Here is a 26,216-nt window from a genome sequence, read left to right as displayed (position 1 = left end):
AGGCGCGCGGTACCCCGGCGGCCGCATCGCAGCTTGCGACGATGCGGGAACAGCCCCTATGATACGCGCCTGTTTTTTGTCTCTAATTCCATTCGGATATTCGTATGAAAACCGCACAAGAGTTCCGTGCCGGCCAGGTGGCCATCATCAACGGCGCACCCTGGGTCATCCAGAAAGCCGAGTTCAACAAGTCCGGTCGTAACAGCGCCGTCGTCAAGATGAAGCTGAAGAACCTGCTCAACGGTTCGGCGACCGAGACCGTTTACAAGGCCGACGACAAACTGGAGCCGGTCATTCTTGAGCGCAAGGAAGTTACCTATTCCTACTTCGCCGATCCGCTGTACGTCTTCATGGACAGCGAATTCAACCAGTATGAGATCGAGAAGGATGACCTCGAAGGCGTCATGACCTTCATCGAAGACGGCATGACCGACGTCTGCGAAGCGGTTTTCTACAACGACAAGGTGATCTCGGTCGAACTGCCGACCAGCATCGTGCGTGAAATCGTCTACACCGAGCCGTCCGTTCGCGGCGATACGTCCGGCAAGGTGATGAAGACCGCCCGTCTGAAGAACGGTGCCGAGCTGCAGGTTTCCGCCTTCTGCGAAATCGGCGACTCGATCGAAATCGATACCCGCACCGGCGAGTACAAGTCCCGCGTCAAGGCGTGATCCGCCTGGCTGGACAGTGATGTTCGAAAAACCCCGCTACGGCGGGGTTTCTTTTGTGCACTATCAGCCGGCCCAGATCCAGCCGACCAGCAGATAACAGAGCAGCGTCACCAGCACCACGCCGAACAGGTTGAGGACGAAGCCAGCCTTGATCATCGCCTGGATCGGCAACTGGCCGGTGCCGAACACGATCGCGTTCGGCGGCGTCGCCACCGGCATCATGAAAGCGCAGCTGGCCGCGACAGCAGCAGGAATCGCCAGCATTTCCGGCTCCAGCCCCTGGGCGACGGCCAGGGCGCCGAGCAGGGGGAGGAAAGCCGCGGCGGTTGCTGTGTTGGAGGTGATTTCGGTCAGGAAGATAATCACGGCAACAACGACGCCGATCATCAACAGCAAGGGCAGGGCGCCGAAGACACCCAGGCTTTCGGCGATCCACTCGGCCAGTCCGGAGGCGCCAATCACCCCCGCCAGAGAAAGGCCACCGCCAAACAGCAGCAATACACCCCATGGGGCCTTGTTCGCCTGCGCCCAATCCAGCAGGAACACCCGTTCACGCAGGTTCACCGGAATCAGGAAAAGGGCGATCGCCGCTGCCATGGCGATGCTGGTGTCGTTCAGGCCTTCTACGTACTCGGCGAGAAATGGCTGGAAGATCCAGGCCAGCGCCGCCAGCATGAAGACTGCGCCCACGAGCTTTTCGGCGCGTGCCATCGGCCCGAGTTCAGCCATCTCCCGCTCCAGCAGCGCCCGCGTATCGCCGCCGGCCAGCCTGAAGCCGCGACGGGTCAGCGACCACCAGATGAACATCAGCATGCCGATGCTCAGCGGCAGGCCCAGCAGCATCCACTGGCCGAATCCGATCTCGACGTCGTAGTTCTCGCGCATGAACGCTGCGAGCAACGCGTTGGGCGGCGTGCCGATCAATGTGGCGATGCCGCCGACGCTCGCGGCGTAGGCGATGCCCAGAAGCAGGGCGATGGCGAAACGGCTGCCCTCGCGCTCGTCACTGCCTGCCACGAGAAGCCCGATCACCGACAGTCCGATTGGCAGCATCATGATGCTCGTCGCGGTGTTGCTCACCCACATGCTGATGAATGCGGTCGCGATCATGAACCCGGCAATCTGACGGCTGGGCTGGTTGCCTACCGCCAGCAGGGTCGCCAGAGCGATGCGCCGATGCAGACTCCAGCGTTGCATCGCCAGGCCGAGTAGGAAGCCACCCAGGAACAGGAAGATCGTCGGGTTGGCGTAAGGCGCCGTGGCCTTCGCCAGGGTATCGATGCCCAGCAGCGGGATGAGCAGGATCGGCAAGAGCGAAGTGGCCGGGATGGGAATGGCCTCGGTGGACCACCAGACCGCCATCAGTGCGGCAAGGCCAACGGTAAGCCAGGCCCGGTCGGAAAGCCCGGCAGGCGGCTCGGTCAGCAGGCAGGTGATCAGTAGCAGCGGGCCTAGCGCCAGACCGATCCAGGCGGCAAGCGTGGCGCCCTTGGTTTGCGGTGATGATTCGCTCATGTGGGCCCTCTACGAAACGGCGCTGACTACCGCGCGAGACCGCGCGCTCCTATCTGGGGGACAGGCGCGGCGCGGTTTCGTTTCGTCCGAAGGTTGAGGTGCGGGGCGGCAGCCCGGCGGTCGGCAATCAGTCCGGACGGACCTGCTTCAGCGTCTCGGCAATCCAGAAGGCGAGCTCGAGGGACTGGTCGGCATTCAGCCGAGGGTCGCAGTGCGTGTGGTAGCGGTCGGATAGCCCATCTTCGGTGATCGGGCGGGCGCCACCGATGCATTCGGTGACGTTCTGCCCGGTCATCTCGATGTGAATGCCGCCGGGGTAGCTGCCTTCGGCGCGGTGCACCTCGAAGAACTGCCGCACCTCCGCGAGGACTTTCGCGAAATCCCGCGTCTTGTAGCCGCTGGAGGCCTTCATGGTGTTGCCGTGCATCGGGTCCGAACTCCACAGCACCTGGCGACCTTCGGCCTGCACGGCGCGAATCAGGCGCGGCAGGCCGGCTTCGACCTTGTCCGCGCCCATTCGCACGATGAGGTTCAGGCGCCCTGGGTCATTGTCCGGATTCAGGATATCGATGAGGCGAATCAGCTCCTCGTCCTGCATGCTGGGGCCGACCTTGACACCGATCGGGTTGCCCACGCCGCGCAGAAACTCCACATGGGCGCCGTCGAGCTGGCGGGTACGGTCGCCGATCCACAGCATGTGCGCCGAACAGTCGTACCAGCCACCGCTGAGGCTGTCCTGACGTACGAAGGCCTGCTCGTAGTTGAGCAACAACGCCTCATGCGCGGTGAAAAAGCTGGTCTCGCGCAGCTGGGGCGCATTGTCCATCCCGCAGGCGCGCATGAAGCGGAGCGCCTGGTCGATGCGCTCGCCAAGCTGGTGGTACTTCTCGGCCATCTGCGAATTGGCGATGAAATCCAGGTTCCATTGATGCACCTGGTGGAGATCAGCGAACCCGCCCTGGGCGAAGGCGCGCAACAGGTTCAGGCTCGCCGTGGATTGGTGATACGCCTGCAGCAGCCGCTCCGGGTCCGGGACGCGGCTCTTCTCGTCGAAGCCGATGCCGTTGACGATGTCGCCGCGATAGGCGGGCAGGGTGACGCCGTCGATGGTTTCCTCGCCCGATGAACGAGGCTTGGCGAACTGCCCGGCCATTCGGCCCACCTTGACCACCGGGCAGCCTGCAGCGAAGGTCATCACGACAGCCATCTGCAGCAATACCTTGAACGTATCGCGGATCTTCGGCGCGGAGAACTCAGCAAAGCTCTCGGCACAGTCGCCACCCTGCAGGAGAAAGGCGCGGCCCTGCGTCACCTCGGCAAATTGCCGACGCAGCTCACGCGCCTCGCCGGCGAACACGAGCGGTGGCAGGGCGGCAAGGGTGCGCTCGACCCGCTCGAGGTGGCTGGCATCCGGATAAACCGGCTGCTGCTCGATGGGCTTGTTTCTCCAGCTTGAAGGGCTCCAGGCCTGGCTCATGTCGTGCGTCCAACCGTAATGAATGGGCGCGATGTTACCCGATGCGACCGGCCGCCGCTGATAGTCCCTGCCAATCGCCTGTTAAGATGCCGCATGGTCTTGAGTGAGCAGGTATGGACAAGCAGGAAGTGTTGCTGGCCGAAGTCGAGGACGCCTTTGGCCTGATCCGCGTGCTTGAAGTCGGTGAGTACCGGTTTCTCGAATTCGGCGCGGCAGTCGAGCAAAGCTGCGTCTTCACGCGCGACCCGAGCTGGCTCGAGTATGACTACACCCGCGCCATGCTCATGGGCGGCTTGCTTCACCAGGCGCCGGAGACGGCGCTGTTCCTGGGCCTTGGTGCGGGCACCCTGACCCAAGCCTGCCTCGAATTCCTGCCCGTCGAAGATGTCGAGGCCATCGAGCTGCGTCCGGATGTGCCGGATCTGGCCATGCGCTATCTGGGCCTGCAGAACGACCCGCGGCTTTATATCCGCATCGGCGACGCCGTCGAACTACTCGACACGGCCGAAACGGCCGACCTGATCTTCGTCGACCTTTATACCGACACCGGGCCGTCCGCCGCACACCTGGCCTGGCGCTTTCTCGAGCGCTGCCAGCAGAAGCTCAACCCCGGCGGTTGGCTGGTAATCAACCAGTGGGGCACCGACCAGGACAAGCCGCTCGGTGCCGCCCTGTTGCGTGGCCTCTTTCATCGGCATTACTGGGAATGCCCGGTGAAGGAGGGCAACGTGGTGCTGTTCGTGCCTGCTGACCTGGAGCAATCACTGGATATGGACGGGCTGCGTGACCGCGCCGCCTCGCTCGCCCCGCGCCTCGGTTATACGCTGGACCCGCTCATCGCAGCGATCCGCCCGGCCAGCTGATGGCCGCTCGTGCGCCCTCGGTACGCGTGCTTTGCGGTGAGAGTGGCGCACTGTCAACGTCGGCTGGAAAGGTTCGCCTTCAGGGCTGGCCGTCATATCCCTTATTGAACGAAACGCCTTGGGTGACGCGGCTACGCGCTAGCGCCCTGGCAAGCGAGCTGTCCAAGGTTCGGCTCGGATAAAGGTCGTCGCAATCCCATCCGCACCTCCCGGGCAAACCTAACCCAAAAGACAAAATGCGCGCACAGCTTCACAGAATTCCGGTATAGTACGCGCCGGCTGAAACCCAGCCTGCGTTCAGGTACTGCAATACACGAAGCGCTGCTTCGGCTGCTGTCCGCTTCTCGCGGCTGTCCTTGACGATTCATCATCCATTACGTTTTCGCAAACCCCGCCGACCAGGCTGCCAGGGTAACCTTCGGGTTTTGCATGGCATGCGCAGCTTCGGAACTTGGGTCTTTGCGGAGCATCAGGAAAAGACCCATGTCCCAGGAAATCGGCGGCTTTGCCGCACTCGGTATTCATCCATCCGTACTCGCGGCTGTCGCAGCGGTGGGTTACGAAGAGCCTTCGGCGATCCAGAGCCAGGCTATCCCGGTCATTCTCGGCGGCCACGACATGATCGGCCAGGCCCAGACCGGTACCGGTAAAACCGCAGCCTTTGCGTTGCCTATTCTCTCCAAGATCGACCCGTCCAAGCGCGAGCCGCAGGCGCTGATCCTTGCACCGACCCGCGAACTCGCCCTGCAGGTCGCCACCGCATTCGAAACCTATTCCAAGCAGATGCCAGGCGTGGGCGTGGTGGCCGTCTATGGTGGCGCGCCCATGGGCCCGCAGCTCAAGGCCATCCGCCAGGGCGCGCAGATCATCGTCGCGACTCCGGGCCGCCTCGTCGATCACCTGAGCCGCAACAGTGCCTTGTTGTCGACCATCCAGTTTCTGGTCCTCGACGAAGCGGACGAGATGCTCAAGCTGGGCTTCATGGATGACCTCGAAGTGATCTTCGAAGCCATGCCGGAAAGCCGCCAGAGCGTGCTGTTCTCCGCAACGTTGCCGCACTCCATTCGTGCCATCGCCGAAAAGCATCTGCGCGAGCCGCAGCACATCAAGGTAGCCACCAAAACGCAGACCGTCGCTCGTATCGAGCAGGCGCACCTGATGGTCCATGCCGATCAGAAGATCCCGGCCGTGCTGCGTCTGCTGGAAGTCGAAGATTTCGACGCCCTGATCGCGTTCGTGCGCACCAAGCAGGCGACGCTGGATCTGGCCGCTGCCTTGGAAGCCAAGGGCTACAAGGCGGCCGCGCTGAATGGCGATATCGCCCAGAACCAGCGTGAGCGCGTGATCGAATCGCTCAAGGATGGCCGTCTGGATATCGTCGTCGCCACTGACGTCGCGGCACGCGGCCTCGACGTGGCACGCATCACCCACGTGTTCAACGTCGACATGCCGTATGACCCGGAATCCTACGTTCACCGCATCGGCCGTACCGGTCGTGCCGGTCGTGAAGGCCGTGCGTTGCTGCTGGTTACGCCGCGCGAGCGCCGCATGCTGCAGGTGATCGAGCGCGTCACCAACCAGAAGGTCGCCGAGGCCCGCCTGCCGAATGCCCAGCAAGTGCTGGAAGCGCGTATCAAAAAGCTCACCAACAGCCTGGCGCCGCTCGTCGCCGATGCCGAAGCCACCCACGGCGAGCTGCTCGACAAGCTGGTTGCCGACATTGGTTGCAGCCCGCGTGCCCTGGCCGCTGCGCTGCTTCGCAAAGCCACCAATGGTCAGGCGTTGACCCTCGCTGAAGTGGAAAAGGAGCAGCCCCTGGTTCCGACCGGCGCACCACGTGAACGCTCCGAGCGCTCCGAGCGCAGCGGTGACCGCGAGCGTCGTGCTCCGATTCCGCTGGCCGAAGGCCGCGCCCGCTGCCGTACGCCGCTGGGCGCACGTGACGGCATCGCTGCCCGCAACCTGCTGGGTGCCATCCTCAACGAAGGCGGCCTGGCCCGCGAAGCCATCGGCCGTATCCAGGTGCGCGACAGCTTCAGCCTGGTTGAGCTCCCGGAAGACGGCCTCGACCGTCTGCTCGGCAAGCTCAAGGACACCCGTGTCGGCGGCAAGCAGCTCAAGCTGCGCCGCTATCGCGAGGACTGACTGTCCCGGTGGTGACCAGAAGGGTGGGCTATGGCCCACCCTTTTTTTTATTTGTAGCCCTCCCAAGCCCAACACCCCGCCTGCCACGCTTCCCTGTGATGGGCGACCGCGGGCTGGACGGACGGCTAGCGCTTAAAACAACCCAAACCCAACCAAACGCCTGGGCTGTTCAAACTCTGAACAACATGCTACAAACGGACGCAACCCAAATGATCTAGCCGCTTGAAAACGAAGGGAAAACCATGACCAAGTCGGAGTTGATCGAACGTATCGTCACCCAGCAAGGCCTGCTTTCTTCCAAGGACGTGGAGCTGGCAATCAAAACCATGCTCGAACAAATGGCCCAGGCATTGGCCACCGGTGACCGCATCGAAATCCGCGGTTTCGGCAGCTTTTCCCTCCACTATCGCGCCCCTCGCGTCGGTCGTAATCCCAAGACCGGCCAGTCCGTCCCACTCGATGGCAAATACGTTCCGCATTTCAAGCCTGGGAAGGAGCTGCGTGATCGTGTGAATGATGAGGAATGATTTGCAACATGGCCGCTTTGCACCTCTACCCAAGGTTAGTTGTTTGCCGTAGGTCAGTGCCTTTGCAATAAAGCGCTGTTTGGTTTGGCAATTTTTACCCTCCGTGGCAGTATGCGCCGTTTTTAGTTTAGCGCTTCCCTTGGAGGGGATTCATGCAGGAATCAGGAAGCTACACCGCCCATACGCGAGATGGAGAGATAGACCTCGTTGAGCTAGCCAAAGCCCTTTGGTCTCAGAAGCTCATCATCGCCAGCGCCACGATTGCAGGCGCCGTGATCGCTTTGGCATACGCATTTTTTTCCTCCCCCGTTTATCAAGCAAAGGCCACCGTCCTTCCGCCGCTTCTCTCCGATATTGCTGCCTATAACGCGGGCAGGCTGGAATCTTCGTTTTATGCGAGCGGCGACGAGGACAAATCTGGGCGGGCGAACCAGGCGCCGCTCAAGCCGTTCACCGTCGAGGATGTGTACGCTGTGTTCACTCGCAATCTGCGTTCCCAATCTCTACGGCGAGGCGTCTTCAACGATTTATATCTGCCCACTCTTACAGAAGCTGAGCGTTCCGGCCCTCGGGACCAGCTCTGGGCGGAGTTCAACGAGCTGATCACAATTACCACGCCTGATAAACAGCGTGCTGAATTGCTTGAAGTGTCGGTTGACCAGAATACTGCTGAGTTAGCTGCTGCTTGGACAAATGAGCTTATAAACCGGGCTTCAGCCGCTTCCGAGCGTGACATGCAGCGAAACGTTGCCAGTGAGCTGAGCGCCCGTATTCATTCGGTCGAACGCCGTATCGCTTCATTGCGTAGCACTGCGCAACAGCGGCGTGAAGATCGTATTGCTATTCTCAAAGAGGCGTTGGTGGTTGCTAGAGAGGTAGGTATGACGAGCCCTCAAGTAACTGCTGGTCATACCGCTTCGAGCGATGAACTATCAGCGTTTGTGGATGGCAGCTTGACCTACATGCGTGGCGCGAAAGCTATCGAGTCAGAAATGAAGGTGTTGGAAGCAAGGCAGTCAGATGATCCGTTTATTCCGGAATTGCGCAGTCTTCAAGAGCAACTAGCCTTTCTGAAAACAGTTGACGTAGCGCCGGAAAATGTATCGGTATTCACGTTGGACAGTGCAGCCGAAGTCCCTGAAACACCCATCAAGCCGAAAAAGGCATTGATCATTGCGCTTGGAATCGTTCTCGGTGGAATGCTCGGTGTATTTGTCGCTTTAGTTAGGGTTTTGGTTCGGCGCGAAAAATAGCAAACGAGCTTTTCCAGTTTCGATAGCGGGTTATTCCCCAAATGCAACGTTAAAGGATTAACTATGCTCTATCCAATCATAGAACATCACGGTGCCAAGGATGGCGTGACCGGATCCTGCCATCAGCTGCACATCGGTGCCGAGAACAGTCTGCTGGTAGACTGCGGCTTGTTCCAAGGCAACGATGCTTCCCTTCCGAGCGGCAACAGTCGCCTCGATATCGAGTTCTCACTGGAAACCGTCAAAGCGCTCATAGTGACTCACGTCCATATCGACCACGTTGGGCGTATTCCTTATCTACTGGCCGCAGGTTTCGAGGGCCCCATCCTTTGTAGCGAGCCTTCGGCGAAGCTGTTGCCCATCGTTCTTGAGGATGCCTTCAAGCTCAGCGTTAGTCGTGACCAGGCGCATATAGAAAGGTATATCCAGCTCATCGAGAAACGGATCATTGCGCTTCCTTACCGACACTGGTTCACCCTGATCGATAACGAGCAGATGCACGCGCGGATTCGCCTGCAGCGAGCCGGCCATATCCTGGGTTCGGCCTATGTCGAAGTCGACCTCGCCTATCACCAGACTGGCGAAAGCAAACGCGTAGTGTTCTCCGGCGACCTCGGCGCACCTCATGCACCTTTCCTGACGCCACCGCAGTCACCTGAACGCGCCGATATCCTGGTGCTGGAAAGCACCTACGGTGACCGCCTGCATGAAGACCGCAGCAATCGTCGCCAGCGGCTCGAAGCCGTTATCGAGCAGGCACTGGAAGATCAAGGCACCGTTCTGATCCCGGCGTTTAGCATCGGCGGTACCCAGGAGCTGCTGTACGAGCTCGAAGAAATCATTCAGAGCAAGCAAAGAACGGCCGCAGACCAGTCCCCTTTCTCTGCCGAGGAGAGGGCTGAGGTGGAAGTAAGCGCCAGCGACGAAGCCTCGGTGAGATCCAATATGCCCCATCTCCCCTCTGGGGAGAGGGCTGGGGTGGGGGAAAAGGGGACCAGCATCAATGCGGAACCAAACACAGAACCAAACTGGCCTGAACTCCCCATCATTCTCGACTCACCCCTGGCTAGTCGCTTCACCGAGGCCTATCGAAACCTCAAGCCGTTCTGGAACCAAGAGGCCCGCGAGCGTATCCAATCTGGGCGCCGCCCGCTGGCCTTTGAGCAGCTCATCACCATCGATAGCCACGGTGAACACCAGCGCATCGTGAATCATCTGACCCAGACTGCACGCCCAGCCATCGTTATTGCCGGTGGCGGCATGTGTAGCGGCGGTCGCATCGTAAATTACCTCAGAGCCATGTTGGGCGATAAAAGGCATAACGTTTTGTTTGTCGGCTACCAGGCCAAGGGCACACCCGGGCATGACATACAAATCTACGGGCCTAAAGGCGGCTACGTAGTTCTCGACGGTGAGCGCATTAATATTCGCTCCGGCATTACTAGCATTGGCGGGTACTCGGCGCATGCGGATCAGAAGGGGCTGGTGGAATTTGTGACTGGAATGCAACAGTGGCCGGCTGAGATACGGGTAGTACATGGAGAGGCGGGGCAGAAGAAGGCGCTGATTTCTCTTCTGCGGGAGTGGTACAGACGCAACAACTTGTTCGTCGATATTATGATCGGTGGGGCAGTGGCGAAAAACGAGCAGGACGTTCTGGATGATATATAAGGCTATGTTTTTGTGCTGCATTAATGGTTGTTTTGGTCACCGAATATTCTGCAAATGAGTGAGCTTATTTCAAGGTTGATAAATGTTTCGCTTCGAGGTGGAACACTTGTCTGTAAGTTTCTGCTGATTTTTTTTCTGGCTAATTTTCTATCACCAGAAGAGGTAGGTCTCTTTGGATTATTTGTCGCAACCATTGGTTACTCGTTTTTTGTAATTGGTTTCGAGTTTTATACTTATTCGACTCGCGACTTGCTTGGTGTCGGGAGGGAAAAGTGGTTGCCGATAATTAGGGATCAGTGGACGTTTTTCGCGATTAGTTATGCTTTGTTTTTTCCGCTGCTACTTTCCGCCTTCTTTGTGTATTTTTCTTCTTGGAGATATGTCGGATGGTTCTTAGTGTTGTTGTTATTTGAGCATACGGCGCAAGAACTGAATCGCTTGCTTGTTGTGATGTCTGAGCAGTTTTTAGCGAGCTTGGTTTTGTTTTTAAGGAGTGGGGCTTGGGCTATTGTTGCTGTTTTGTTGATGGGGTACGTACAGGAGGCGCGTAATCTAGAGTTTGTGTTTCTGGCTTGGTCCATAGGCGCAGGCACTGCATGCGCATTGGGACTGGCGAGAATACTCCAGCTTGATAAAAGTACATGGAATAGAGAGGTTGATTGGCGCTGGATTTTACGCGGAGTTAAGATCGCTTTTCCGCTGTTAATAGCAAGCCTTGCAATTCGCGGCTTGTTTACCTTTGATCGTTATTGGATCGGAAGTGCTGTTGGGCTAGATATCCTGGGTGCCTACGTTTTATTTGTTGGGATTGCGTTTTCTATTGTGTCCTTCCTTGATACAGGTGTGATTGCTTTTTTATATCCTAAAATTGTTGCTGCCGCGAAAGATAACGATGAGCGGAAATTTAAAAAACATATGAAAGAGCTTGCTGTCACTTTGATATTGGCTACGGTTATGATGGCTGCTTTCGCGCTGTTTTTTAGTCCTTTTGTACTTAGCTGGATTGGAAAAGAAATTTATTTAGATAATCTCTATCTGCTGCAATGGCTGCTTTTGGCTGTTATTATTTATGCTGCTAGCATGGTTCCTCATGTAGGCTTGTATGCAAAGCACCACGATAAGGTTATTTTATATAGCCAAGTTCTTGGCTTGCTAGTTTTTCTTATCGGATGTTTTATAGGTATTCCTATGTTTGGTGCGATTGCTGTGGTATGGGCAATGTGCGTGTCGTTTTTGGTGATACTTGTTTGGAAAATCGCCGTATATCAGAAAATATGCGGATTTTCTAGTGTTTCAGAGTAGGAGGATGGTTGATGAGCAAAGCGCTGGTTACTGGGGCTGATGGTTTTATTGGTTCGCATCTTACAGAGTTGCTTGTGCGCGAGGGGTATCAAGTCAAGGCACTATCTCAATATAATTCTTTTAACTATTGGGGGTGGCTTGAAGATATTGACTGTCTCGCCGATGTTGAGGTAGTGAATGGTGATGTGCGAGATCCGCATTACTGCAAGCACATCACAAAAGACGTTGATACTGTATTTCATTTGGCTGCGTTGATTGCAATACCCTATTCATATGTGGCGCCTGATAGCTATGTTGATACTAATGTGAAAGGAACTTTAAATATTTGCCAGGCGGCTTTAGAAAACGGCGTGCAGCGCGTTATTCATACTTCTACCAGCGAAGTTTATGGTACGGCTCAGTACGTTCCAATAGATGAGAAGCATCCGTTACAAGCTCAGTCGCCATATAGTGCCTCTAAGATTGGTGCTGACTCTATGGCGATGAGCTTCTTTAATGCATTTGATTTGCCTTTGACTATCGCACGGCCTTTTAATACTTATGGTCCGCGGCAATCGGCGAGGGCGGTGATACCGACTATCATCACTCAAATTGCTAGCGGCAAAAAGGAGATCAAGTTGGGCGATGTGTCTCCTACCCGCGATTTCAATTACGTTGCTGACACCTGTCGTGGCTTTTTAGAGTTGGCTCGCTGCGATAAGGCCATAGGAGAAACTGTTAACATTGGCTCCAACTATGAGATCTCGGTAGGAGATACTCTTAATCTGATCCGTGAGCTCATGGGTAGTGATGTTGAATTTTTGACTGATGATCAGCGCATTCGCCCGGAAAAGTCGGAGGTTTTCCGTCTCTGGTGCGATAATACCAAGATAAACGGACTTACTGGCTTTACTCCGAATTACTCTATAAAGCAGGGGTTGCAGGAAACGATTGATTGGTTGTCCCGGCCAGAGAATTTGGCTAAATATAAAGCCGACATCTACAACGTCTGAGATCAAGCCATGTTCGACTCCCTTATTAAGTTTGTGCGGGATCAATACCAAACAAATGATTTCATCCCACTTCATGCCCCTGTGTTCTCCGGGCACGAGCGTGATTATGTGGTGGAAACCATTGAGTCGACTTTTGTTTCGAGCGTAGGTGCTTTCGTCGACCGCTTTGAGCGGGACATGGCTGCGTACACCAGTAGCCCAAAAGCGGTCGCGACGGTCAACGGTACTGCCGCCTTGCATGCCGCTCTGATGCTTGCTGGAGTCCAGCCTGGCGATCTAGTTTTAACCCAGCCGTTGACCTTTGTGGCAACGTGCAATGCCATTGCATATTGCGGCGCTGCTCCGGTCTTTATCGATGTTGACCGGCATACCCTCGGACTCTCTCCTACAGCGCTTGAGAAGTGGCTGGATGAATATGCATATATAGACTCGGACGGTATATGCAGGCTTAAACTAGATGAGAGAGTGCTGAGGGCCTGCTTGCCCATGCATACCTTCGGACATCCAGTCGAAATAGAATATCTCGTTACTGTATGTAAGCGCTGGAACTTGGTTCTTATCGAAGATGCCGCCGAGTCGCTAGGAAGTATTTACAAAAGCCGGCACACAGGCACGTTCGGTCGTTTAGGTATCTTGAGTTTTAATGGCAATAAGATTATCACCACCGGTGGTGGAGGTATGATCTTGGCTGGTGAAGAGTTGGGCGCGCGCGCTAAGCATCTAACAACTACAGCCAAGAAGCCACACCCATATGAATATGTCCATGATGAAGTTGGATATAATTATCGTCTACCTAATATAAATGCGGCGCTCGGGTGTGCGCAGCTGGAGCAATTGGAGGACTTCATCGCTTGCAAGCGAGAGCTGGCAAGCCGCTATGCAGAGGTACTAGAAGGGAGCGAACTGCAGTTCTTTAAAGAGCCCGAAGGCTGTCGCTCCAATTACTGGCTCAACGCTGTTATTTGTGAAAGCCCTGCACGACGCGACGTGCTGTTAAAGTCTACCAATGACAGCGGTGTGATGACGCGGCCGATCTGGAAGTTGATGAACCGTCTGCCTCTGTACGTCAACTGCCTGCGAGGCGACTTGACGAATGCTGAATGGCTGGAGGCTCGGGTTGTCAACGTACCAAGCAGCGTCCTGCCGGGGTGGAAGGCATGAAAAGCAAGGTCGCAGTCTTCACCGGTACGAGAGCCGAGTACGGCTTGCTCTATTGGTTGATGAAGGATATCCAGGCTAGTGCTCAGCTGGAGTTGCAGATCATCGTAAGTGGCATGCACCTTTCGCCTGAATTTGGTGAAACCTGGAGACAGATTGAGCAGGACGGTTTCAGCGTCGATTCCAAGGTAGAAATGCTCCTGTCTTCAGATACGTCGGTTGGAGTCGTCAAGTCCATAGGACTGGGAACTCTAGGATTCGCGGATGCCCTAGATCGCTTACGGCCGGATATGTTGGTAGTGCTTGGTGACCGCTTCGAGGCTTTGGCGATTGCTCAGGCCGCTCTGATCATGCGGATTCCTATCGTGCATTTGCACGGTGGTGAAATTACTGAAGGGGCTTATGACGATGCAATCCGGCATGCCATCACCAAAATGGCTCACTTGCATTTTGTCGCAGCGGAACCATATCGGCGTCGTGTCATCCAGATGGGCGAGTCGCCTGAACGAGTTTTTAACGTCGGTGCGGTTGGCCTCGACCATTTGCGCCGCAGCCCGAAAATGACCATCGAAGAACTCGGTAAAAGCCTTGGCTTTGCGCTCCGTTCGCCTTACCTGTTGGTGACCTATCATCCGGTCACTCTATCGGACGAGAACCCGGAGCAAAGCTTCACTGCGCTTTTGCAGGCGCTGGATAAATTTCCAGATCACCAGATCATTCTGACTTATCCAAACGCAGACAACGGTGGCAGAGCCATCATTCCATTACTTGAAGCTTATGCGCAGAACCGGCCTGAGCGGGTGTTGGCGATCCCTTCGCTCGGGTTCAAACGCTATCTGAGTGCCGTCGCTATGTCAGCTGCTGTGGTGGGGAATTCCTCCAGCGGAATCATTGAGGTTCCTGCTTTCGGTATTCCTACCGTAAACATCGGTGCGCGCCAGAAAGGTCGTTTGGCCGCGGATTCTGTGCTGCATTGTGAGCCGAATACCAAGGCCGTTGAGGCTGCACTTCAGCGAGCGCTTTCCCACGAATTCGCCGAAGCCAGCAAAGAAACTGTCAATCCTTACGGCCAAGGCAATGCAGCCGAAGCCATCGTGGATGTCCTTGAGCGTTTCGACGGGACATTTAATAAGTCATTCCACAATCTGAGTTGACCCATGAAGCAGTCCGACAAAGATGCGGTTTACATCATCGCCGAAGCAGGTGTAAACCATAATGGTGAGCGTGATCTGGCTTTCGCTCTAGTGGACGCCGCAGCGGCGGCTGGTGTCGATGCAGTCAAGTTTCAAACCTTCAATGCGGCACGTCTGGCCTCGAAGACCGCCCCTAAGGCTGCTTACCAGAAACAGAGCACGGATGAGTCTGAAAGCCAGCTGGTAATGCTCAAGAAGTTGGAATTACCCCAGGCCTGGCATGTTGATCTACAGCGCTATGCTCGGCAAAAAGGCATCGAGTTCCTTTCTACTGCATTCGATCCGGATAGCTTGATCTTTCTATCCGAGCTGGGCATGCCGTTATTCAAGGTCCCTTCTGGCGAGCTGACCAACGGCCCGCTTCTATGGCAGTTCGCACGTACTGGCAAGAGGTTGATCCTATCCACGGGCATGGCGACGCTCGCTGAGGTAGAGCAGGGTCTTGCCATCGTCGCGCATGCGCTGGCATCAAGCCGGGAGCCTGCGGACATGAATGAAGTCTGGCGTAGTTGGAGTTGCCGAGAGGCGCGGCAACGGTTACAGGGGCATGTGACGTTGCTTCACTGTACCTCTCAATACCCCACCCCTTGGAGCGAAGTTAACCTCAGGGCTATGGATACGTTGGCCCATGCCTTTGGTCTTGATGTCGGTTACTCGGATCACACGGAAGGCTGCCTGATTCCGGTTGCCGCGGTGGCTCGCGGGGCCAAAGTCATTGAAAAGCACTTCACTCTTGACCGCTCGCTGCCAGGGCCTGACCACAAAGCTTCGTTGGAGCCGGATGAGCTCAAACGAATGGTTTCGGATATCCGCTCTCTCGAACTGGCCCTCGGTGACACTTGCAAGGCCCCGCAGGCTAGCGAATGGGATACTCGTCACGCCGCGCGTCAGCAGGTAGTTGCTGCGCGCGAAATAGCCGCGGGTGCCGTAATGTCTCGCGAGGATCTAACTACTGCCCGTAGCGGTATGGGTTTGCCTCCTACAGCGTTGTGGGGGTTGGTTGGGCGGCGTTCCTCGCGTGCTTATCGGGCGGGCGAGACTGTTGAATCATGATGGCCAATGCTTATGCTGAGCTGCCTCTAGTGATGCTAGGAGCCGGAGGCCATGCCAAAGTGCTGCTTTCACTCATCCGCGCTGCTGAAATGAACGTAGTAGGCGTATGCGATCCGGTGTTAGCCGAAAACGGTATTAGGAAGTGGAGGGGCTTAATCGTGCTGGGCGCCGACGAAGCGCTTGATGCGATCAATCCCGCTTCCGTAGGGCTGGTCAATGGTATAGGCCAGCTAGCCGCCAGCACAGCCCGTCGGAGAGTCTTTGAACGCTTCAAAGAGAAAGGCTTTAGTTTCCCGGTGCTTGTACATCCTACTGCTTGGGTAGATGAGAGCACTGTCTTGAGTGAGGGCGTACAAGTGATGGCGGGTGCTGTGATTCAAGCGGACGTAACGGTTGGGCTTAATTCGATAATTAATACTAGTGCCAGCATCGACCACGATTGCTATTTAGGATCGCATATACATGTTGCTCCTGGCGCCACTGTCTGTGGCCACGTCAACCTATCCGACTTTGTATTTATTGCTACTGGTGCTACGGTAATCCAAGCTATCCATATAGGCGAGAGCGCTATCGTCGGTGCAGGGGCTACTGTGGTACGCAACTTGGGACCTGGCGAAACGTTGCTAGGTGCTGCAGCGCGGAATATTAGCCAAACTTAAAGAAGGTTCAAATGAAACAGTGGGAATCTGCTCTCGTCGGGCCAGAAACGCCTTTGGAGGAGGCTATAATCACTCTTGATCGAGAGGCGCTGCGTATAGTTTTAATTGTGGATTCGGAGCGTAAGTTGCTTGGTACTCTTACCGACGGAGATGTCCGTCGTGCGTTGTTAGCGCGCCGGCCTCTAACTGGACCTGTGAGCGAAACGATGTGCAATACGCCTCGATCTGCAAAAAAGGGGTGGAGTAGAGAGCGCATCCTAAAAGATATGGAAAAGTATCAAGTACTCCAATTACCTATAACGGATGACGCAGGGCGAGTCGTTGGATTAGAAACATTGTATGGCCTTTTAAACAATCAGCGTCGTGACAATCCGGTATTTCTTATGGCTGGTGGCTTTGGTACGAGGTTGCACCCGCTCACGCATACCTGCCCAAAACCCCTTCTTAAGGTCGGGGGCAAACCTATCCTAGAATTGATTTTAGAACGGTTTGTTCAGGCTGGATTTCACCGCTTTTATATTTCAACACATTATATGCCCGAAATGATACGTGAGCATTTCGGCGACGGCGAGCAGTGGGGGATTAAAATCTGCTATATACATGAAGAGCATCCTTTAGGTACGGGTGGCGCCCTAGGTCTCCTACCTCACGATGAAATAGACCTGCCTTTGTTTGTGATGAATGGCGATTTATTAACGACTCTGAATTTTCAAAGCTTATTAGAGTTTCACGAAACACATCAAGGGGTCGCAACCATGTGTGTTCGAGAATACGAGCACTGCATACCTTATGGTGTTATTCAAAGTGAAGGGCATCGAATCCGCTCTATGATTGAGAAACCGGTGCATCGATTTTTTATCAATGCTGGCATATATCTTCTTTCTCCTGAATTTGTTAAAGCTGTCATGCCTAACGCCAGGGTCGATATGCCAACTTTGCTTGAGCAAAAAATCGAGGATGGCTGCGATGTAAATATGTTTCCTGTGCATGAGTACTGGTTGGATATCGGTCGAATGGAAGACTACCAGCGAGCGCAACAGGAAGTTGAGAAACTAAATGTTACCAAGAACTAGAAAAGTTGATACCGTTGCCATTATTCCTGCCAGAGGCGGCAGCAAAAGGCTACCTGGCAAAAACCTGTTGCCAATTGGTGGTAAGCCGCTTATAGAGTGGACGATTGACGCAGCGCTAAATTCTAATGTGCTTGATCTAATCGTTGTTTCTAGTGACGACGAGGCTATCCTTGCGCTTGCTTCTAGGAAAGGCGTACGAGTCGTGACTCGGCCAGCAGAGCTTGCGCGAGACGATTCACCCACGTCGGAGGCTCTACTCCATGCTTTAAAAGAGTTGGAGTGTGAGCATATCTTCCCGCAAACTGTTATGTTGCTACAACCAAGTTCGCCTCTTAGGGCTTCGGACGATATAGTAAAAAGTTTGGCCGTTATGGTCGAAGAAAAATGCAATTCGGTAATTAGTGTTTGTGAAGTTGATCACTCTCCTTTGTGGTGTAATACGCTAGATGAATCTAAGTGTATGGATAGCTTCATAAGCACAGATATAAAAAATAAGCGAAGCCAAGACCTTCCCGTATTCTATCGACTGAACGGTGCTATATATATAGCGACGACAGAAATTTATAAAAAAGAGAAAAGTTTTTTTGTGGAGAATAGTCGAGCTTATATAATGAGTAGGGCTCGTTCGGTAGATATTGATACTGCAGACGATCTACGGTTCGCTGAGTTCGTAATGCAAAGGTTTGGCTGAGTGAAGCATGATCGGTAGCTCAAAAAAGATATGCGTAGTGTTGTCTATGCATCAGCTAATAATCGTTTTATCTGTATTGAAAGCTAAGCAATTAGGTCGAAATTATTTTGACTGCGTATTGTTGCGCGAGGGCGCACACTATCCGGAATTGATTAGCAGAATTTTTACCGGCGCAGATATATATGTCGTAAAAAAGATCGAAGCGAAGGGTGTTTGGGGGCGTATAGCTGAAATTAAGCGCCTCGGTGATAACGCTGTAGAGAGTCTCCGGTTAAAAGGAGCGAAAATCGAAATCTGGATCCCTAACAAAACGTATCATATAACCAATTTTATTCTCTATCATGCGTCGGTTGGGAAAACGGTTGCGTATGAAGACGGTTTAGGGAGCTATATCGATTCGGGGTTGCTAGAAAGAAAAGCTGGGTTTCGCACTCTCGCAAAAAAAATACTCGCAGTAGTGGGTCTTTTCCCGGTGTATCGTAGCTTTTTTGGTGTCTCGAAAATTAAGGCAAACGAGTATTGGGCGTTAGGTAAATCAGCTTTCTCGGGAAAAGGCGTTAATCTAATCTCTACTGACGACTATATCAGTGCGTTGACGTCTATATTAACGCTTGTATCTAGAGACTCGCTTCCAAATATAACCGAGTTTAGCACGAAGGGTAACGTAGTCGTCGTAGGTCAGCCGCTAGCCGAAGTGGGCTTATGCAGCGTCCAAGAAAGCATAAGTAAATTTCGGAGATTGGGTCAAGCGTTTATTGCCTCCTTAGGTTCTCAGAAAGAAGTTTGCAAAGTTATATACCTGCCACACCCGACCGAACGACCTGATCTTGCAGAAAAGCGACTTGAAGCATTCACTGAAAGTGGCCGCTATTCATGCGTGTCCTGCGTCTACGAGAACAAGAATTCTATCGAGATTATGCTCGCACATTTAGCGCTATCAGGAGTTGAGGTCATTTTGGTAGGGAGTTCCTCTACAGCGCTGTACAGCGCTAGCATATCCAATATATGCACAGAGTCATATTTTTGTGCTGACAGCAACGACCTGAATGTAGAAGAACAGCGCGCGATTTTTAATCGTTTTGGCGTTAAGCCAATCGATTTGTGAGGTGAAAGTGCTGGTGATTAATCGGCCCAATGTGTCTTTCGTCGTACTGCACGTTGGTATGTTGGCGTTATTTTACATGTACTTGGTCGACGCTGGTTCCGCTTATGTGAAAGTATTTTATCTTTCTAGTATGCTGATTTTCTCTCTTTCAAGTTTTTCGCTTAACAGAAGTGTTTCAAGAGGCAAGGCTTTTTTTTTATGGGGTACGGTTTGCTGGATAACGTTCGGGGCGTTTGCCATTCTTAGTAATTTGAGCTTTGATAGGATTTATTTCTTTTTCTTGGAGTTTTCGCTGCTTGTTTCTGGTTATTCTATAATCAACAAGCCTAGCTATTTGGTGGTGTTAACCCGAGCGTATTACCTTTTGCTTGGTGTCTTGCTTGTTGCATGTATTGCAGATTATTTCGGAGTGCATGAATTCAAAGGTGCTGTTCTTGGGGGTGCTAGCGAGAACTACGCTACTTCTCTTTTCTTAGGGATGGCTTTGTTGGTGCTCTGCCTTCGCTATAAGTGGTCTGGGCGGCTTGAAGTGCGTCTGTTATTTCCCGCAATTTTGATGTCACTTTATTTAAACAGTCGCTTTTCTGCTGCGGTGTCTATTGCGGCCATGATTTGCTATTTATTGCTTTTGTCGTATCAATGGTGCAGATCGATTGGGGGGGTTGTCTGGTTCTATGCCGTTATTATGATGCTGGTCTCCATAGGAGGTATTTATTTTCTAGCTGTTATGTCGGCGGCTAATTTGTCGCCTATATCGGGTGATCCTAGGCTTGTAATTTGGTCTGACTTTTTCCGTAACATAGATTTCTATGGGTATATTCAAGGGGTCGATTTCTCAAACTGCTGCCGCCTTATTCATGAACGCTTTGCAAATAACCCGCATAATTCTCTGTTGCGATCTTTTTCGGTTTTCGGCCTGGCGGGTGGCGTATATTTACTGATGCTGGTAATAGGAGTGGGCGCGTTTTTTGTTAGACCTAAAGCGCGCATTTATGCGTTAGCGTTTATGTTTTGGGCGTTGAGAGGGATGACGGATTCTATAGCAACTCCCCATTATTTTGACATTTTCTATTTTTCGCTATATTTTCTGATATTTAATGGCGAGCATCGTGATTCGGAATCTCAAAAGGTAGATGTAGTTCCATGAAGCGTGTAATGGATATTCTCGTGTCGATGTTTGTGTTGCTGTTTTTGGCACCACTACTGGCAGCTATCGCATTGCTTATCCGTTTAAAATTGGGCGGCCCGGTTTTGTTTCGTCAAATTCGTCCAGGTATGCACGGGCGAAAATTTGAGATGATTAAGTTTCGTACTATGCTCGATTTGACTGATCAATACGGTAATTATTTGTCTGACGCCGACCGCCTGACGTCTCTCGGAAAAGCCCTTCGCGCAAGTAGTTTGGACGAGTTGCCCGAGTTTTGGAATGTGTTGAAGGGCGATATGAGTCTAATTGGGCCTCGCCCGTTGCTTATGGAATATCTAGATCTCTACACTCCTGAACAACGTCGTCGACATAATGTTCGTCCAGGTATAAGTGGTTGGGCTCAAGTGAATGGTAGAAATTCTCTAAGCTGGGAAGAAAAGTTTAAGCTCGATGTTTGGTATGTTGATAATCAATCAATTTGGTTGGACTTAAAAATTATATTCCTAACGATTAAAAAGGTCTTTCTGCGCGAAGGTATAAATGCTGAGAACGAGGCTACAATGAGCAAGTTCCGAGGCTCTGGCAAGGGGAATCAAGGTGGCTAATAACATATATGCGGTTTTTGGCGCTAGCGGGTTTGGGCGCGAGGTTATGCCGCTTCTCAGAGCTTCTGTTAGCGGGGGGCAGATATTTTTTGTAGACGACACGCCGCCTCAGTCGTTTTTAAATGGTCATGAAGTTATAGCTTATGATGAGTTCATTTCGCTGGATGCAACGAACAAGTACATGACCATAGCTGTCGCTGATGCTAGGGTGCGCCAAAAACTTTCTGAGCGTTGTCTGGCGGATGGAATTAAGATCATAAATGTCGTAGCTAGCGGTAATGTTACGTTGGATAGCGTTGAGACCGGTGATGGCTTAATTCTTTGCCCGTTCACTGTCATCACGTCGAATGTAAGGATCGGAAAGTTCTTCCAAGCTAACATTTATAGCTATGTAGCTCATGATTGTGTGATAGGAGATTATGTAACATTCGCCCCTGGGGTTAAATGCAACGGAAACGTTCAGATTGGCGATTACGCATATTTAGGAACTGGGGCTATTATCAAACAAGGCCGTCCCGGTAAGCCGTTGCGTATCGGTAAAGGAGCTGTTGTTGGGATGGGGGCGGTGGTTACGAAAGACGTGGCGGATGGTGCGGTGGTTGTTGGCAATCCGGCAAAGCCTCTGGCTCGCAAAGGGTTAGGGGGCTGAAGGATGAGTGACATTCTCCTTGGAGAAATTCCGATCGAAGCTATACAGACCGGTATGACTGTCAGCTATTCGCAGACCATCACAGATGCCGATATTAAAGCGTACGCCGGGCTGTCCGGCGATCACAATCCAGTACATGTCAATGATGAATACGCTAACTCATCGAGATTCGGTAAGCGTATCGCTCATGGACTGATGTCAGCAGGGTTTTTCTCTGCGCTATTTGGAACACGGTTGCCGGGCCCAGGTTGTGTCTATGTATCTCAAAGTCTACGTTTCAAGCGTCCAGTCTATATGGGTGATACGGTGGTCGCTACCGTAAAGGTATGCTCTGTCGATATAACCAAACGCCGTGTTTTCTTTGATACGGTCTGCACCGTAGGCGGCAAAATTGTAATCAATGGAGAGGCGGAAATATATATGCCGCCGAAGTGAGATACACCGATATTTATTAATATAAGTTAGGGCCGTAATATTAAGCGTGGCCTTATAGAATTTGAGGGTGTGCTGCTGTGCTTAATAGTCATTTCTCTCCGTGGCCTTCTTTCACCGAAGAAGAGGCTAATTCTGTCCGTGATGTCATTCTCTCTAATAAGGTTAATTATTGGACCGGACAGGAGTGCCGCGAATTCGAAAAAGATTTTGCAATTTGGGCTGATACCGACTTTGCCATAGCCTTGGCCAACGGTACTGTTGCGCTGGACTTGGCACTGCAGGGGTTAGGTATTGGGGCGGGTGATGAAGTTGTCGTTACACCGCGCACATTCCTTGCCTCTGTTTCCAGCATCGTTAGCGTGGGTGCGGTTCCGGTGTTTGCGGAGGTTGATCGAGACTCGCAAAACATCACTGCTGAAACGATCCGGGCGGTACTCACACCACGAACGCGCGCGGTGATCTGCGTGCATTTGGCCGGTTGGCCTTGCGACATGGACCCGATCATGGCGCTAGCAGACGAGTGCGGCCTGAAGGTGATCGAGGATTGTGCGCAGGCTCATGGTGCACGATACAAGGGGCGGTCGGTGGGGTCCATTGGCCATGTCGGCGCTTGGTCGTTCTGCCAAGACAAGATAATGACCACCGGTGGCGAAGGAGGGATGGTCACAACCAATGACCGCGGCCTGTGGTCAAAAATGTGGTCGATAAAAGATCACGGTAAAAGTTGGGAGGCTGTCTATGAACGCAAACATGCGCCGGGCTTCCGTTGGCTCCATGAGAGCTTTGGCACCAACTGGCGAATGATGGAAGTCCAGGCGGTGATCGGTCGTATTCAGTTGCAGCGGATGCCTTGCTGGCATGCGGCGCGTTTGGCTAACGCTGAGCGTATTTGGCGTGCGGCCAAAGGCTTGAACGGTTTACGCGTGCCGGCTGTTCCAAACGATATCCTCCATGCAGCCTATAAGTGTTACGTATTCGTTGAGCCTGCGGAATTAGCCCAAGGCTGGAATCGAGACCGTATAATTGGCGAAATATCTTCGAGACGAGTTCCTTGCTTCTCTGGATCCTGTTCTGAAGTGTATTTGGAAAAGGCGTTCGATGGCACGGGCTGGCGGCCAGCGGAGCGATTGGCAGTTGCCCGCGAACTAGGTGAAACCAGTCTGATGTTTCTGGTGCATCCAACCCTGACGGAAGCCGAAATAGAGAAGACCTGCTGCGCGATTAGCGAAGTCATGAATCTTGCTACAAAGCGCGCGGTTTGATCCGCGATCAGGAGTGAGAGCGTGGTGTTAAGACTTGCTGAGAAATTGCGCTGCCGGTTGGTGCGTCTACCCAGGCGCTACAAACGGTTGATCCAGGTTTTAACCGATGTGGCGCTAGTCTGGATTGCGCTTTGGTTAGCTTTTTCCATACGGCTCGGTAGCTTTAGCTTTGTCGATCCGCTTGGCGGCCATGCTTGGCTGTTTGGTATCGCGCCGCTGATAGCCATTCCGTTCTTCATCCGGTTCGGTATGTACCGTGCGGTAATGCGTTACTTTGGCAATGACGCTCTGATGGCGATTGCCAAGGCGGTGACGCTATCCGCTTTGCTACTTTCCCTTGCTGTGTATTGGCGCAGTGATGCACCCAAGCTGATTCCGCGCTCGATGGTCTTCAACTACTGGTGGCTGAGCCTGGTATTGATCGGCGGGCTTCGTCTTGTGATGCGCCAGTACTTCATGGGGGATTGGTTCTCCCCGGATTCGCTTACCAAATTCAAGGGCCGCGATGCAGGGTTGCCTAAGGTCGCGGTATATGGCGCTGGGGCTGCGGGCAACCAGTTAGTGGCAGCACTGCGGCTGGGGCGGGGCATGCGCCCGGTCGCGTTCATCGATGATGACCCCAATCTCTACAATCGGAGCATCTCTGGGCTGCGGGTGTATTCGCCGAAGCATATCCAGCAGATGATCGACGAGACGGGCGCCGATGAGATCCTTTTGGCCATCCCCTCGGCGTCTCGCGCACGCCGGCGGGAAGTGCTGGAGATGCTTGAGCATTATCCGCTGCACGTGCGCAGTGTGCCGGGCTTTATGGACCTGGCCAGTGGGCGGGTAAAGGTCGAGGACATCCAGGAAGTGGACATCGCCGACCTGCTGGGTCGTGATGCGGTGCCACCGCAGCAGGCGCTGTTCGAGCAGTGCATTCGCGGCAAGGTGGTAATGGTGACCGGCGCGGGCGGGTCGATCGGTTCGGAGCTGTGCCGGCAGATTCTCATCAACAAGCCCCGTGCGTTACTGCTGTTCGAGCACAGTGAGTTCAACCTGTACAGCATCCATATCGAGCTGGAGCGGGCGATCGAGCGGGCTTCGTTGCCGATCAAGCTGGTGCCGATTCTGGGATCCATTCGTAACGCTGATCGGCTAGTGGATGTGATGCGCACTTGGCAGGTGGAGACTATTTACCACGCGGCCGCCTACAAGCATGTACCGATGGTCGAGCACAACGTGGCCGAGGGCGTGTTGAACAATGTGCTGGGTACCATGAACACGGCTCAGGCGGCTGTGCAGGCAGGCGTGGCCAACTTCGTGCTGATTTCCACCGACAAGGCCGTGCGGCCGACCAACGTGATGGGCAGTACTAAACGTGTTGCGGAGATGATCCTGCAGGCGCTGAGTCGGGAGACGGCGCCGGTTTTGTTCGGGACGGATGATGCGGTCCATCACGTCAACAAGACCCGCTTCACCATGGTGCGGTTCGGCAACGTGCTTGGGTCGTCAGGCTCGGTGATACCGCGCTTCTATGCGCAGATTCGTGCGGGTGGGCCGGTGACGGTCACACACCCAAAGATCACGCGCTATTTCATGACCATTCCCGAGGCGGCGCAGTTGGTCATCCAGGCGGGCTCCATGGGGCAGGGCGGTGATGTGTTCGTGCTGGACATGGGGCAGCCGGTGAAGATTGCCGAGCTGGCCGAGAAGCTCATTCATCTGTCGGGCCTGAGCGTGCGTTCGGAGAAGTGCCCGCATGGCGACATCGCTATCGAGTTCACCGGGTTGCGACCGGGTGAGAAGCTTTATGAAGAGTTGCTGATTGGCGACAACGTGAGCCCCACCGAGCATCCGATGATCATGCGGGCAGATGAGGAATACTTCACTTGGGACGCGCTACGAGGCGTGCTGGCGAAGCTGCTGGAGGCAGTGGAGCGGGATGACTATCCGCAGGTGCGCATGTTGCTTCGCGAGGTGGTCAGTGGGTATGTGCCTGAGGGCGAGATCGTCGATCTGATATACCAGCAGCGTCGGGCGGGGCGAACGGACTAGGCGGTGGTCTCGCCTGGGGGGCGCTGGCTTCTTTCTACTTCTTTCAGCGAGCGGAAACGGCTGAATACCGGCCGTATTCGATGATCGTCCGTTTCGGATAAGCCTGTTTCACACGCTCTTCCTTACTGGCTCGTGCGGACAGGGTTCGCTCCAGTTCACGCACAGCCGATGGCGGGGCTTTCGGCAAGTTCATCCTGCCAGCGAGGGGCAGAGCGTTTCGGCGGACCGCGGGGAATGCCTTGCAGGCACCCCTGCAGTCCGGCTCCTATCCGATCAGTGCCGCGCGCCTTCCTCAGGCATCGTCAGCAATTGCTTTTCCATGTTCCAGTCGAACGGCTCATCGTTCTGCTCGGCTTCGTAGCGGCGTTCTTCCAGGCGCTGGAAGAGTTCGATTTCTTCGTCTGGCATGAAGTGCAGGCAATCGCCCCCGAAGAACCAGAGCAGGTCGCGCGGGACGAGGTGGGCAATTTGCGGGTAGCGGTGGAAGACTTGGCAGATGAGGTCCTGGCCGAGGTGACGTTCGGCCGGCACGTCCTTGAGGTTCATGATCAGTTCGTCGAAGCGCTCGAGAAAAAGGGCGTGGCTTTCCTCGGAGACCTGTTCGGACTCGCCCATGGCGAGGAGGATGCCGCGCAGATGGGCGAGCAGTGCCAGGTTGTGATCGTGGTATGCGTTGGCCATGGTTCACCTGTGTCGAGTTGGGCGCACGATTATAGGGTGCGGCGCGGTTGTA

The 26,216-nt window shown here is 54.1% G+C and carries 24 protein-coding genes; 21 read left to right on the top strand and 3 right to left on the bottom strand.

What is annotated here, in order from left to right; all coding sequences use genetic code 11:
• Positions 1-104: 104 nt before the first annotated feature.
• The gene (gene efp / locus MST27_RS03655; RefSeq protein ID WP_243604664.1) at positions 105-671 is read left to right on the top strand and encodes an elongation factor P; all 567 of its coding nucleotides are present in this window, start codon (positions 105-107) and stop codon (positions 669-671) included.
• A gap of 63 nt (positions 672-734) precedes the next feature.
• On the opposite strand, the gene MST27_RS03650 is transcribed toward efp, so the two are convergent.
• Both MST27_RS03650 and MST27_RS03645 read right to left on the bottom strand, forming a co-directional pair.
• A complete protein-coding gene (locus tag MST27_RS03650; protein WP_243604663.1) occupies positions 735-2,186 on the bottom strand; it encodes an SLC13 family permease in 1,452 nt (483 codons plus the stop codon).
• Positions 2,187-2,313: 127 nt separating this feature from the next.
• Positions 2,314-3,663, bottom strand: coding sequence for a class II 3-deoxy-7-phosphoheptulonate synthase (locus tag MST27_RS03645; protein WP_243604662.1), 1,350 nt, complete (start codon positions 3,661-3,663; stop codon positions 2,314-2,316).
• Between the two features lie 113 nt (positions 3,664-3,776).
• Here MST27_RS03645 and MST27_RS03640 point away from each other — a divergent pair, with 113 nt between their 5' ends.
• The 20 genes from MST27_RS03640 to MST27_RS03545 all read left to right on the top strand — a co-directional run bounded on the left by MST27_RS03640 (position 3,777) and on the right by MST27_RS03545 (position 25,483).
• Entirely contained in the window at positions 3,777-4,526 is a 750-nt protein-coding gene (locus MST27_RS03640) for a spermidine synthase (RefSeq protein ID WP_243604661.1), read from the top strand.
• A 483-nt stretch (positions 4,527-5,009) separates the two neighbouring features.
• On the top strand, positions 5,010-6,671 hold the full coding sequence (locus tag MST27_RS03635; protein ID WP_243604660.1) for a DEAD/DEAH box helicase: 1,662 nt from the start codon (positions 5,010-5,012) through the stop codon (positions 6,669-6,671).
• Positions 6,672-6,913: 242 nt separating this feature from the next.
• A complete protein-coding gene (gene ihfB, locus MST27_RS03630; RefSeq protein WP_243604659.1) occupies positions 6,914-7,198 on the top strand; it encodes an integration host factor subunit beta in 285 nt (94 codons plus the stop codon).
• A 152-nt stretch (positions 7,199-7,350) separates the two neighbouring features.
• Complete coding sequence (locus MST27_RS03625; protein ID WP_243604658.1) at positions 7,351-8,451, top strand: LPS O-antigen chain length determinant protein WzzB; 1,101 nt, start codon at positions 7,351-7,353, stop codon at positions 8,449-8,451.
• 63 nt (positions 8,452-8,514) lie between these two features.
• A complete protein-coding gene (locus tag MST27_RS03620) occupies positions 8,515-10,122 on the top strand; it encodes an MBL fold metallo-hydrolase (protein ID WP_243604657.1) in 1,608 nt (535 codons plus the stop codon).
• Positions 10,123-10,176: 54 nt separating this feature from the next.
• Positions 10,177-11,424, top strand: coding sequence for a lipopolysaccharide biosynthesis protein (locus MST27_RS03615; protein ID WP_243604656.1), 1,248 nt, complete (start codon positions 10,177-10,179; stop codon positions 11,422-11,424).
• 11 nt (positions 11,425-11,435) lie between these two features.
• Positions 11,436-12,416 carry an NAD-dependent 4,6-dehydratase LegB gene (locus MST27_RS03610; RefSeq protein WP_243604655.1) on the top strand — a complete coding sequence of 327 codons (981 nt, stop codon included), beginning with the start codon at positions 11,436-11,438 and terminating at the stop codon, positions 12,414-12,416.
• Positions 12,417-12,425: 9 nt separating this feature from the next.
• Complete coding sequence (locus MST27_RS03605) at positions 12,426-13,577, top strand: LegC family aminotransferase (RefSeq protein ID WP_243604654.1); 1,152 nt, start codon at positions 12,426-12,428, stop codon at positions 13,575-13,577.
• Entirely contained in the window at positions 13,574-14,728 is a 1,155-nt protein-coding gene (neuC, locus tag MST27_RS03600; protein WP_243604653.1) for a UDP-N-acetylglucosamine 2-epimerase, read from the top strand. The genes MST27_RS03605 and neuC overlap by 4 nt, the downstream gene beginning before the upstream one ends.
• A 3-nt stretch (positions 14,729-14,731) precedes the next feature.
• Positions 14,732-15,820 carry an N-acetylneuraminate synthase gene (gene neuB / locus MST27_RS03595; protein WP_243604652.1) on the top strand — a complete coding sequence of 363 codons (1,089 nt, stop codon included), beginning with the start codon at positions 14,732-14,734 and terminating at the stop codon, positions 15,818-15,820.
• A complete protein-coding gene (locus MST27_RS03590) occupies positions 15,817-16,479 on the top strand; it encodes an acetyltransferase (protein ID WP_243604651.1) in 663 nt (220 codons plus the stop codon). Before neuB ends, MST27_RS03590 begins: the two co-directional genes overlap by 4 nt.
• Before the next feature lie 11 nt (positions 16,480-16,490).
• Complete coding sequence (locus tag MST27_RS03585; RefSeq protein ID WP_243604650.1) at positions 16,491-17,552, top strand: nucleotidyltransferase family protein; 1,062 nt, start codon at positions 16,491-16,493, stop codon at positions 17,550-17,552.
• Positions 17,536-18,243, top strand: coding sequence for an acylneuraminate cytidylyltransferase family protein (locus MST27_RS03580; protein WP_243604649.1), 708 nt, complete (start codon positions 17,536-17,538; stop codon positions 18,241-18,243). The genes MST27_RS03585 and MST27_RS03580 overlap by 17 nt, the downstream gene beginning before the upstream one ends.
• A gap of 7 nt (positions 18,244-18,250) precedes the next feature.
• Positions 18,251-19,348: an alpha-2,8-polysialyltransferase family protein gene (locus MST27_RS03575; protein WP_243604648.1), complete on the top strand. Its 1,098-nt coding sequence runs from the start codon at positions 18,251-18,253 to the stop codon at positions 19,346-19,348.
• 1 nt (position 19,349) lies between these two features.
• Entirely contained in the window at positions 19,350-20,495 is a 1,146-nt protein-coding gene (locus MST27_RS03570; protein ID WP_243604647.1) for a hypothetical protein, read from the top strand.
• On the top strand, positions 20,492-21,100 hold the full coding sequence (locus MST27_RS03565) for a sugar transferase (protein ID WP_243604646.1): 609 nt from the start codon (positions 20,492-20,494) through the stop codon (positions 21,098-21,100). Before MST27_RS03570 ends, MST27_RS03565 begins: the two co-directional genes overlap by 4 nt.
• Entirely contained in the window at positions 21,093-21,749 is a 657-nt protein-coding gene (locus tag MST27_RS03560; RefSeq protein ID WP_243604645.1) for an acetyltransferase, read from the top strand. Before MST27_RS03565 ends, MST27_RS03560 begins: the two co-directional genes overlap by 8 nt.
• Before the next feature lie 3 nt (positions 21,750-21,752).
• Entirely contained in the window at positions 21,753-22,184 is a 432-nt protein-coding gene (locus MST27_RS03555) for a MaoC family dehydratase (RefSeq protein WP_243604644.1), read from the top strand.
• 77 nt (positions 22,185-22,261) lie between these two features.
• Positions 22,262-23,446 (top strand): DegT/DnrJ/EryC1/StrS family aminotransferase, encoded by a 1,185-nt coding sequence (locus MST27_RS03550; protein WP_243604643.1) that lies wholly within the window; start codon positions 22,262-22,264, stop codon positions 23,444-23,446.
• Between the two features lie 45 nt (positions 23,447-23,491).
• Positions 23,492-25,483 carry a polysaccharide biosynthesis protein gene (locus tag MST27_RS03545; RefSeq protein WP_275973080.1) on the top strand — a complete coding sequence of 664 codons (1,992 nt, stop codon included), beginning with the start codon at positions 23,492-23,494 and terminating at the stop codon, positions 25,481-25,483.
• Between the two features lie 273 nt (positions 25,484-25,756).
• Here MST27_RS03545 and MST27_RS03540 read toward each other — a convergent pair whose 3' ends face one another.
• Entirely contained in the window at positions 25,757-26,164 is a 408-nt protein-coding gene (locus tag MST27_RS03540; protein WP_243604642.1) for a PA2817 family protein, read from the bottom strand.
• Positions 26,165-26,216: the final 52 nt, after the last annotated feature.

The sequence above is a fragment of the Stutzerimonas marianensis genome (assembly GCF_022810315.1).
GTDB lineage: Bacteria > Pseudomonadota > Gammaproteobacteria > Pseudomonadales > Pseudomonadaceae > Stutzerimonas > Stutzerimonas marianensis.
This window is presented reverse-complemented; position numbering and strand designations above follow the sequence as displayed.

Excerpts from the sequence above, each read along its gene's own strand:
- MST27_RS03540 (WP_243604642.1), bottom strand. The coding sequence starts at position 26,164 with ATGGCCAACGCATACCACGATCACAACCTGGCACTGCTCGCCCATCTG.
- MST27_RS03625 (WP_243604658.1), top strand. The coding sequence starts at position 7,351 with ATGCAGGAATCAGGAAGCTACACCGCCCATACGCGAGATGGAGAGATA.
- MST27_RS03610 (WP_243604655.1), top strand. The coding sequence starts at position 11,436 with ATGAGCAAAGCGCTGGTTACTGGGGCTGATGGTTTTATTGGTTCGCAT.
- efp (WP_243604664.1), top strand. The coding sequence starts at position 105 with ATGAAAACCGCACAAGAGTTCCGTGCCGGCCAGGTGGCCATCATCAAC.
- ihfB (WP_243604659.1), top strand. The coding sequence starts at position 6,914 with ATGACCAAGTCGGAGTTGATCGAACGTATCGTCACCCAGCAAGGCCTG.
- MST27_RS03575 (WP_243604648.1), top strand. The coding sequence starts at position 18,251 with ATGATCGGTAGCTCAAAAAAGATATGCGTAGTGTTGTCTATGCATCAG.
- MST27_RS03555 (WP_243604644.1), top strand. The coding sequence starts at position 21,753 with ATGAGTGACATTCTCCTTGGAGAAATTCCGATCGAAGCTATACAGACC.
- MST27_RS03640 (WP_243604661.1), top strand. The coding sequence starts at position 3,777 with ATGGACAAGCAGGAAGTGTTGCTGGCCGAAGTCGAGGACGCCTTTGGC.
- neuB (WP_243604652.1), top strand. The coding sequence starts at position 14,732 with ATGAAGCAGTCCGACAAAGATGCGGTTTACATCATCGCCGAAGCAGGT.
- MST27_RS03635 (WP_243604660.1), top strand. The coding sequence starts at position 5,010 with ATGTCCCAGGAAATCGGCGGCTTTGCCGCACTCGGTATTCATCCATCC.
- MST27_RS03615 (WP_243604656.1), top strand. The coding sequence starts at position 10,177 with ATGAGTGAGCTTATTTCAAGGTTGATAAATGTTTCGCTTCGAGGTGGA.
- MST27_RS03590 (WP_243604651.1), top strand. The coding sequence starts at position 15,817 with ATGATGGCCAATGCTTATGCTGAGCTGCCTCTAGTGATGCTAGGAGCC.
- MST27_RS03585 (WP_243604650.1), top strand. The coding sequence starts at position 16,491 with ATGAAACAGTGGGAATCTGCTCTCGTCGGGCCAGAAACGCCTTTGGAG.
- neuC (WP_243604653.1), top strand. The coding sequence starts at position 13,574 with ATGAAAAGCAAGGTCGCAGTCTTCACCGGTACGAGAGCCGAGTACGGC.
- MST27_RS03645 (WP_243604662.1), bottom strand. The coding sequence starts at position 3,663 with ATGAGCCAGGCCTGGAGCCCTTCAAGCTGGAGAAACAAGCCCATCGAG.
- MST27_RS03620 (WP_243604657.1), top strand. The coding sequence starts at position 8,515 with ATGCTCTATCCAATCATAGAACATCACGGTGCCAAGGATGGCGTGACC.
- MST27_RS03605 (WP_243604654.1), top strand. The coding sequence starts at position 12,426 with ATGTTCGACTCCCTTATTAAGTTTGTGCGGGATCAATACCAAACAAAT.
- MST27_RS03565 (WP_243604646.1), top strand. The coding sequence starts at position 20,492 with ATGAAGCGTGTAATGGATATTCTCGTGTCGATGTTTGTGTTGCTGTTT.
- MST27_RS03650 (WP_243604663.1), bottom strand. The coding sequence starts at position 2,186 with ATGAGCGAATCATCACCGCAAACCAAGGGCGCCACGCTTGCCGCCTGG.
- MST27_RS03580 (WP_243604649.1), top strand. The coding sequence starts at position 17,536 with ATGTTACCAAGAACTAGAAAAGTTGATACCGTTGCCATTATTCCTGCC.